At 39.1% G+C, this 10,156-nt stretch carries 7 protein-coding genes; all 7 read right to left on the bottom strand.

Features of this window, described 5'->3' with window-relative positions; all coding sequences use genetic code 11:
* The coding region (locus GX687_05810) for a copper-translocating P-type ATPase (GenBank protein ID HHX96951.1) at positions 1-2,291 on the bottom strand (2,291 nt) is incomplete at its 3' end.
* A gap of 140 nt (positions 2,292-2,431) precedes the next feature.
* The gene (locus tag GX687_05805) at positions 2,432-4,537 is read right to left on the bottom strand and encodes a hypothetical protein (protein HHX96950.1); all 2,106 of its coding nucleotides are present in this window, start codon (positions 4,535-4,537) and stop codon (positions 2,432-2,434) included.
* Between the two features lie 17 nt (positions 4,538-4,554).
* On the bottom strand, positions 4,555-7,209 hold the full coding sequence (locus GX687_05800) for a calcium-translocating P-type ATPase, PMCA-type (GenBank protein ID HHX96949.1): 2,655 nt from the start codon (positions 7,207-7,209) through the stop codon (positions 4,555-4,557).
* A 48-nt stretch (positions 7,210-7,257) separates the two neighbouring features.
* The gene (gene cadA / locus GX687_05795) at positions 7,258-9,081 is read right to left on the bottom strand and encodes a cadmium-translocating P-type ATPase (GenBank protein ID HHX96948.1); all 1,824 of its coding nucleotides are present in this window, start codon (positions 9,079-9,081) and stop codon (positions 7,258-7,260) included.
* 16 nt (positions 9,082-9,097) lie between these two features.
* Positions 9,098-9,442, bottom strand: a complete 345-nt coding sequence (locus GX687_05790) for a winged helix-turn-helix transcriptional regulator (protein HHX96947.1) — start codon at positions 9,440-9,442, stop codon at positions 9,098-9,100.
* A gap of 97 nt (positions 9,443-9,539) precedes the next feature.
* Positions 9,540-9,890 carry a hypothetical protein gene (locus GX687_05785; protein HHX96946.1) on the bottom strand — a complete coding sequence of 117 codons (351 nt, stop codon included), beginning with the start codon at positions 9,888-9,890 and terminating at the stop codon, positions 9,540-9,542.
* Between the two features lie 19 nt (positions 9,891-9,909).
* On the bottom strand, positions 9,910-10,156 hold a 247-nt coding region (locus GX687_05780; GenBank protein HHX96945.1), incomplete at its 5' end, for a hypothetical protein.

Genomic DNA, 10,156 nt, shown 5'->3' with positions numbered 1-10,156 from the left:
GAATTATAAAATAGAGCCCAAAAAAGATTCTGTTTAATATTACGCATGGTAGCCTTACTTAATTTAATACTAGCTGGCACACCTTGTAAATCATCACCCAAAAGGGTAATATCAGCGGCTTCCATAGCAATATCGGTTCCCGAACCGATAGCTAACCCGATATCAGCGGTAACCAAAGCAGGAGCATCATTTATTCCATCACCAACCATACCTACACTTTTACCTTGTTCGCGTAATTCCTCAATTTTTTTAGCTTTATCTTCTGGCAGTACTTCGGCAAAAACACGTTTAATACCAATTTGCTTGGCTATCGTTTCCGCAGTTCGCCAATTATCACCAGTCAGCATAATTACTTCTATACCCATTGATCTTAAATCTGCAATAGCCTTTAAAGCATTTTCCTTAATTGTATCTGCTACAGCAATTATACCAGCTACTTTTCCAGCCAAGGCAACCAACATTACCGTTTTTCCTTTATTCTCCAAAACCTGCATTTCTTTTTCCTGACTTGTGCTTAAATCTATCTCCTTATTTTTCAATAATTTCCGTGTACCTACAAATACTTTTTTCCCTTCCACCAAAGCCTCAATCCCAAAACCCGGCAAAGCAATAAATTCTTCGGCAGCGGGTAAATCTGCATAAATTTTCCGACCATGTCTTACTACAGCCTCACCCAAAGGATGTTCTGAGGCTCGTTCAGCTATCGCGGCAATACGAACTACTTCCTCAGCGGTAAACTCACCAAAAGGTACCACATCCGTCACCTCTGGAATCCCTTTAGTTATCGTACCAGTTTTATCAAGCACTATAGTATCAATCCTTTGAGCATTTTCCAAATATTCCCCACCTTTAATTAAAATACCAAATTCAGCACCTTTACCTGTACCCACCACTATCGAAGTAGGAGTGGCTAAACCCAAGGCACAAGGACAAGCAATTACCAAAACGGCAATAAAGTTAACCAAAGCACGATTAAAATTACCAGGTTCCCCTACCACTAACCAAAAAGCAAAGGTCAAAATCCCCGCTGTTAAAACCAAAGGGACAAAATATGCAGAAATATGATCTACTAAGCGTTGAATCGGGGCTTTAGAATCCAAAGCTGTCTCTACTGAACGAATCACTTGAGCTAAAGCCGTATCAGCTCCCACCTTTTCCGCCCGAAATTTAAAAGTTCCTTGTTTATTAAGCGTCGCCCCAATAACCTGATCACCGACCTTTTTATCAACCGGGATACTTTCCCCGGTAAACATAGATTCATCAACCGCGGAAAAACCTTCAATAATTACACCATCCACCGGAATTTTTTCCCCGGGTCTGACAACAATTAAATCATCGATCACTACTTCTTCAAAAGGAATTTCTTTTTCCACTCCATCCCGAATTACCCGAGCCTTACGAGCTCTTAAATCCATAAGTTTTTCAATTGATTCCGAAGTTTTTCCTTTGGCTCGTGTCTCCAAAAACTTACCAAATAAAACAATAGTGATAATCATGGCTGAAGCCTCAAAATAGACGGTTTGGGTGCCCATTTGTTCACCCCATAAAACTACCGCCAAACTAAAAAAGTAGGCAGCCGAAGTACCCAAAACAATCAAAACAGACATATTCACACTTTTATTTTTCAAAGCATAAAAAGCATCGCGATAAAATTGTGCCCCGATAATAAATTGTACTAAACTAGCCAAAACTAATTGGAAAATCAAGTTTTCGAAAATTATCGGCGGCCAAGTCCAAGCAAAAATTTGGGCCAACATAAACAAAAACAAAGGCAAAGTTAACAAAACAGCTGCTAATAATAATTTTTTCTGTTCCGCTAAATCCCATTCACGAACACCTGTAGCTTGATGTAAATCTACTTTATCATCAATGGCCACCACTTCATAACCAGCATTTTTAATAACATCCACAAAATCTTTAATCGTGATTTGTGAACCAAAATAAATAACCACTGCTTTTTCTGCTACAAAATTAACCACCGCCCTACTTACCCCTGGCAAAGCCTTTAGTGCTTTTTCTACCCCAGCCGCACAGGCTACACACCTCAGACCACGAATTTTTAAACTTACCCGATTGGCCACCAAGGTATAACCCAAAGCCGCCACCTGCTCATCCAATTGCTCCAATTCCACTAACTTAGGGTCATATTCCACAGTTACCCTTTTTAAAGCCAAGTTTACAATTACATAATTAATCCCCTTGACCTTTGTCAAGGCCTGTTCAATTTTAAAAGCACAATCCGAAGAAATTAATCCTTCAATTTTAAAACTAATTCTTTCCACACATTTCACCTATCCTCTTTACTAAACTATTTACAATTCATTTTATCATATTTTCCCATTGAACCAAAAGAACTAAATAAAAAGCCGCTATAACTTTGTGTTTACAAAGAATAGCGGCTTTTTTATTTTATAAGCTGTCAAAAATGAGATTATAATTCACATTTTAAAAGTCTAACTAAAGCAACAGCTGCTTCAGCTCGCTGGGCCACCTTTTCCCCAGCAAAAACATCTCCCGAACCTTTCAAAAGATTTAAACCCCAACAAAGAGCTAAATAGCCCTGTTCCGCAAGGGGAACCTCATCTGTGTAAGGCAGTATATAAATTCCCTCTATTTCAGCTACTTTTTGTAAACCTAAGAAATGAATACAAAAACGAGCCAATTGCCATCTTTGTAATTCACGTTCCGGTTTAACTGCTTCTGTCAGCCAACCCTTTTTTACCGCCTCTTTAATTATTTCCTGATCAGTCAAGGTATAAACAGAATGCACACCATTTTCCAACATTAATAGAGCCCGTAAAAACTCACCAATACTTATTTCCTTTTCAGGATAAAAACAAGGTGCCTTATCTCCGAAAAAACCAGCTTGACCTAACAAACTAATTTCGGCTTCAGCCCAATGATTAGTAATATCACTAAACTCTAGCGGCACAGGTGCTTTAATTATGGGTTCACCCTGCCAATCAAGTGGTTCACCTGTCCAAGCATCACTCATTACCTCAATAGGCAAACCTGGTTGGGGTTGAGGACAATAAAGTAACTTTATTTCTTTATCTATTTCCCGATAAACTAAATTTAAAGGCTGTCGTTCTAAATAAAAAGCATTCATTTCAGCTAAGTCAAGCACCCCTTCAGGTTTGGGGAATTTTAATTCCTGCCAATTTAAATGATAGGCTTCTATTTCACCAGTTAAAGTATTTACCGAAACAGTAATTCCATTGGTAGGAAATACTACCCCCTTGACGATTCTTTGATATTCAAAATATTGACTTAGAGGCAATTCCTCCTTACTTAAAGGTCGCGGTGGTTCCATAGTTTGCCGTTCATTAAGTTTCACCTCATTAAAACGTACAGGTTGAATTTTTTTCAAAAATTCCTCAGCCTTTTTTTGGGCCGCTGCTCTATCTAGTTTGCCCATTTTCTGATCTTCTTGGGGTAAATAATAACTAAAACTAAGTAATTCACCATGTAAAGCATCAACATCAGCATTTATTCTCTGCCTACCCTCTTTTTCATCAGACCAAAATAATGACCAAGTACGGGCCCCCGGGGCACGCTGTTCATCCTGTCTCAAATAGACATTTTGCAAAGTAAAATCCTCAGTCACAGATACCCATTCCCGCACCACATTTACAGCCTCGTCTTGAGAAATAACTTTACCAGCAGCCTCAATTTCCTTAATTTCCTTAGGAGTTAAAACAGTGTCCACAGCTTCTTCCATTTGCTTCATTCGACTTAAATCATAACTAATTAAACTCTTATCTTGTTCCAACGGTTCACCACTAACAGCGTCCAAAATACCGCCTGAAGGGTGTACCAAACGATAAACTAATTTAGCCTCTCGTGAATCCTCCTTTTGGTAGCAAGGATAAAAATATTGCAGTTCCAACATAGCCGCTTTTTTCCAAGCCTGCTCTGCTTCTTTTACAGAAAGGACTTTTTCTTTTGAGGGAAAATTTCCCGTAGTCCAATGAAAACTATAATTACTTACCCGACCATTTTGATGATTAACACTTAAATTAATCCCATCTTGATAAAAAGGAACTCCCCCTACCTCCCTGACCCATTGAAAATTATAAGTATCAGCAGCATAAGGTGTTAAAGGCAATAATTCTTCCTTATTTTCCTGTAATTTCATTGACTCTAACCGTTTTGGCTGTAAAGTTTGTACCAAATTGAGAGCAATTTCCGCAGCTTCCTCCCGCGAAAGTAGAGGTAATTTACCCCTTTTTTGTTCAGCCGACCAAAAATTCATCTGCAAAATATCGCCACTTTTACTGTCTACTTGGGCTCTTAAATGTCCCTGTGGTTCTTCTTCAGTTTGCCAAATTAATTCCCATACCTGACGTGTAGCTTGCTGATTATAGCCAGAAGAAAAAGCACTAAATTCAGCAGGCACCTCAAAATTCTTTTTAAAAATGCGTACTGCCTCTTCCAAAGAAATAGTGTTTTCTACGGCTAATACTGTACCAGGGAAAAAAGCAATCAGTAGTGCAAAAATCAAGCCCCAGGCTATTACTTGTTTACCAACCTTCATTAATCCCTACCTCCTTTTTATTTTCTAAATCCATAGACCCCTTTTGAGGAAAAAAGTTCCGTACGTCTAAAATATTTTACTATTTCCATAATCACCAAAGGTAAAACACTTAAAACTAAAACAACCAACCACTCCGCCAAACCCAACCAACTAGTTTTAAAAATCGTACGTAAAAAAGGTACAAAAACAACACTTAATTGTAATAAACCACAAATTAAAGAAGCCCAAATCAGCTTACCATTAATACTTAAACTAGATGAAAATACGGATTCGCGTCTATTTTGCAAATTAAAAGCATGAATCAATTGACTCAATCCCAAAGTCATAAAAACCATAGTTCTAGCCTCAGATAATGTTTCTCCCCAACCAAAAGCAACTAAAGATAATAAACCAATTAAAAGTCCCTGCCATAAAATTTCCAGACCCACACCTTCTGCCAAAATTCCTGCCCCTAATTTTCGCGGTGGCCGCTCCATAATTCCTTTTTCTGATGGCTGAACACCTAATGCTAAAGCAGGTGCACTATCAGTAACTAAATTTAACCATAAAATTTGTCCAGGTAATAAAGGAATACCCCGACCTAATAAAAGCCCACCAAAAATAACCACAATTTCTCCCAAATTACAAGACAATAAATACTTTACAGCTTTACGAATATTGTCATAAATGGCTCTGCCTTCTTCCACGGCTTTCACAATTGTGGCGAAATTATCATCCAACAAGACTAAATCAGCCGCCTCTTTGGCCACTTCGGTACCCATCAGTCCCATGGAGACCCCAATATCAGCTCTTTTTAAAGCCGGAGCATCATTGACACCATCTCCGGTCATGGCCACAATCTGCCCTTTTGCTTTTAAAGCAGCAACAATACGTAATTTATCTTCAGGAGAAACACGAGCATAAACCGTAATTTTTTCAACACGCTTTTCCAACTCTAACTGACTTAATGCCTTTAATTCTCCACCACTTAAAACTTGATCACCTTTTTGCCAAATACCCAGCCGCCGGGCAATAGCTACAGCTGTATCCCGATGATCACCGGTGATCATCACTGTTTTAATGCCGGCTTTTTGACAAGCTTGCACAGCTTGTTGAGCTTCCCGACGGGGTGGATCCTCCAAAGCAAAAAACCCCCAAAATGTTAACCCATTTTCTATTATCTGAGCACCAAAATCCTGCGGCATTTGCGGCCATTTACGCCCAGCTACTCCCAAAACACGCTGTCCCTTTAAAGCAAACCCCTGATTTATTTTTGCAAGCTTTTCCAGCCACTTAGAATCCAAAATCTGCTCACCCTGAGGAGTCAAAATACTATTACAAGCGGCCAACAAGAAATCGGGAGCCCCTTTGGTGAAACTATAATACTCATTATCTTTTTCCCAAAATGTAGTCATCATTTTTCGTGCAGAATCAAAAGGAATTTCGTGTAATCGTAAATATGCTTTCTCTACTTCCCTTTTATGCAAACCAGCCTTGGCCGCAGCTGCAACCAAAGCCCCTTCAGTAGGATCACCAATTATACCGTCTTCAGTAAGATAAGCATCATTATTTAAAAGCCCTCCCAAAAGAAGTAGTAAAAGTCCTTCCTTTTGCTCAGCCAAAACTTGTTCTCCTTGAGAAACAGTAATTAATTCATCAGGAAAATAAAGACTGCTTACTGTCATCTCATTTTGAGTCAATGTACCAGTTTTATCCGAACAAATATAAGTGGCAGCCCCCAAAGTTTCTACTGCCGGCAGTTTACGAATGACTGCCTTTTGTTTACTCATCCGAGTAACTCCCAAAGCCAAAACAATAGTGACCACCGCCGGAAGCCCCTCCGGAATAGCGGCTACAGCTAAGGCCACAGCAATCATAAACATTTCAAAAATGGCTTCCCCTTTTAAAACTCCCAAAAGAAAAACAACCAAAACAATTACCAAAGCAACAAAACCAAGACTTTTACCTAATTTAGCCAATTCAACTTGTAAAGGAGTTTCCTCTTTGGGGGCAGTAGTCAACAATTGAGCAATTTTACCCAATTCAGTATTTAATCCCGTAGTAGTGACTACAGCCTCACCCCGACCACTAGTAACAATCGTCCCCATAAAAACCATATTTTTACGCTCAGCCACTAGTACAGATTCATCAGAAATGACTTCTACATGTTTATCAACTCCCACTGCTTCTCCAGTAAGAGCAGCTTCACTAACCTTTAAAGAAACAGCCTTTAATAAACGTGCATCAGCCGGAACAGCATCACCAGCTTCCAAGAAAATAAGATCACCAGGCACTAAATTTTCAGCAGGAATTTCGGTAATAAGACCTTCCCGTTTAACCTTAACATATACTTTAGTCATTTCTTTCAAAGCTTTTATTGCCTTTTCCGCTTTCCGCTCCTGCAGCACACCTAAAATAGCATTAAGCAGCACAATAACTAAAATCAAAAAAGTATCCCCTATTTCGCCCAAAACACCAGAAATAATGGCCGCCACTATTAAAATCAAAACCAAAGGCTCAATAATTTGAGCCCTAAATAATGCAGCTAAACTTAAAGGAGCCTTTTCCGGCAGCACATTTAAACCATACGTTTGCCGGCGTTCTTCTATTTCCTTTACAGATAAACCATTTTCCAAATCAACAGCCAATTTTTCTTTAACTTCGTCTAGTTCTAGATTAAACCATGACATCATTTTTGCCTCCCTTTATGCGGATAATTTTATTTTACCCGATTATTCCCTTTAAGCAAATCCTTCCATTCTAATTATTCGGGTAGCATTCAAAATAGCTAACAAAGCGACACCCACATCCGCAAAAACAGCTTCCCACATGGAGGCAATACCTAAACCACCTAAAAGCAATACCCCTATCTTTACCGTTAAAGCCAACACAATATTTTCCCGCACAATTCGTCTAGTACGTCTGGCTATTTGTAAAGCCGTCACCAATTTTGCCGGCTGGTCATTCATAATCACTACATCAGCAGCCTCAATAGCAGCATCTGAACCCAAAGCCCCCATAGCCACACCAATATCAGCCCTAGCTAAAACCGGAGCATCATTAATACCATCACCCACAAAAACTAAATTACCCTTACTTTTTCTTCGTAATAATTCCTCCAATTTAGCCACCTTTTCCTGTGGCAAAAGTTCAGCATAATAATTATCTAAAGCTAATTCCGCGGCAACCTCCGCCACAACAGCTTCCCGATCACCACTTAACATAACAATTTGTTTTACTCCCCATTTTCTCAAGCCCTTGACCATCACCCTACTGTCTTTTTTCAATTTATCAGCAATAATTATTTTACCAATAAATTTCCCCTCTACCGCCAAATAAACAACCGTACCAACTGCCTCAGTTTCTCGAACTTCAATACCTCTTTCAGTTAATAAAACTTTACTGCCCGCCAAAATTGTTTGTCCCCCTACTTTAACTTCCATACCGCGTCCAATAATTTCTTCAGATCTTTCTATTTTTTGTGGTACTACACATTCACCAGCATAACGTAAAATAGATTGTGCAATAGGATGATTGGAAAAAGTCTCAGCCCAAACCGCAAATTGCAATAATTCTTCTTTACTAATACCAGGCTCAGGCTCCAAAGCCACTACTTCAAATACCCCTTCAGTTATAGTTCCTGTTTTATCCACCACCACAGTTTCCACATTATTTAGACCATCCAAATAATTACCCCCCTTTACCAAAATCCCCTGACGTGAGGCCCCACCTATACCCCCAAAATAACCTAAAGGAATAGAAATAACCAAAGCACAGGGACAAGAAATAACTAAAAAAACCAGAGCCCGGTAAAACCAAAGGGCATAACCGCTCCCCGAAAAAATCAATGGTGGTACTAAAACTACGAGTAATGCTATTCCCACCACCACTGGTGTATAAAAGCGAGCAAATTTAGTAATAAATTGTTCAGTAGGTGCTTTTTTATCCCCGGCATGTTCCACTAATTCCAATATTTTACTGATGGTTGATTGGGCTTCCTCTTTTAATACTTCAATTAATAAGACTCCACTGGTATTCAAAAATCCACTTAAAACTTCTTCACCAGGCTGTACCCGGCGTTCAACACTCTCTCCAGTTAAAGCCGCAGTATCCACATAGGAAATACCCTCTACTACCCTACCATCTAGTGGAATCTTCTCACCTGGTTTAACCACTACCAAATCCCCTACCTGAACTTCAGCAGGTCTTACTTTAATTAATTGCTCACCTTTTTGTAAATGAGCATAATCTGGTTTAATTTCCAAAAGAGCCTCAATAGAACGACGTGAGTGATCTACAGCCCGGTGTTGAATAGCATCCCCGACTCGATAAAAAAGCATAACCGCCACGGCTTCAGGATAAACTTTAATAGCCAATGCACCTAAAGTAGCTAAAGTCATCAAAAAATTTTCATCAAAAATTCGTCCGCGGAAAATATTACGAAAAGCCAAATAAACAATTTCCCCCCCAATCAACAAATAACTGATAAAAAACAAGATCCCAGCCCAATTAGGGGTAAAAATTAATGTAAAAAAATAAATTATAATACCTAACCATAATCCCATCGGCACTACTCCTTCCTTAATGTCTAATATGGGCTACTCCCTGTGCCAATAAATTAACAATATGCTCATCATCCAAAGAATAATAAATCCGTTTTCCTTCCCGGCGATATTTGACCAACTTTAAATTACGTAAAATACGCAGCTGATGTGAAACAGCAGATTGTGACATTTCTACTACTTTTGCCAAATCACACACACATAATTCTTCCAAAGATAAAGCCCATAATAAGCGGAGACGTGTTTCATCTCCCAAGGCTTTATAAATTGCCGCCAGGCTCTTTATTTCCTCTACATTTAATCCCTGTGCTTTTACCCTTTTTACCGACTGCGGGTGAAAACACTCCTGCCAACATTTTTCCATAAATCACAATTCACCCCCACACATGTGCATATATTCATATGTTACCCCATTTTAATTCCTTTGTAAACAAAAAAAACCGCCTGACGGCGGTTCCTTTTTAATTTCTTTCCGGTTCTTGATACGTTTGAACAGCTAATTGTTGACTGTCAGCTACTACAAGCTCCTGCTTAATTTCACTTAAACGAGTTTGCAAACCTTTGCGGTTTTCGGCTAAAACTTCTTCTAACTTACCTGCTTCTACCAATTCTTTGTAATATCTTTGGCGTGCACGAGCCCTAGCTCTGCCACTATTACTATTGGTAGTCCAGACTGATCTTTGTCCAATTCCTCTAGTTTTTCCAGCAGCTTTATTTTCCTTATGTAACTTATTTAATCCCCTTACTACGGCTAAATGATTGGCTCGCGGGGAATTCGCCAATTTCAAAAAATCCGGCCGTTTTGTTTCCATACATTCTACCTCCTAATTTTTATCGAGCTAATTCTTCAAAAACTCTTTCACTTCTAACCTGTTTATCCTGAACAGCAGCTTCAATCGGCTGCTGATTGGCTTTTCCTTTTGCTTTCCAGACCTCGATGGATTTAACAGAATTACCTCTCTGCTTATAAGCCTCGAGAGCCGCTTCCGCACGTAAGAAAAAGGCCGCATAATCACTTACCTGTTTTGCTTTTCTTTCCGCTTCTAACTTTAAAAACACAGCATCCATATTTGTTCCT

Source organism: Clostridia bacterium (assembly GCA_012841935.1).
Lineage (GTDB): Bacteria > Bacillota > Peptococcia > DRI-13 > DTU073 > DUTS01.
Note: the sequence above shows the minus strand (reverse complement) of the source record. Positions and strands in the feature narration are given on the sequence as shown.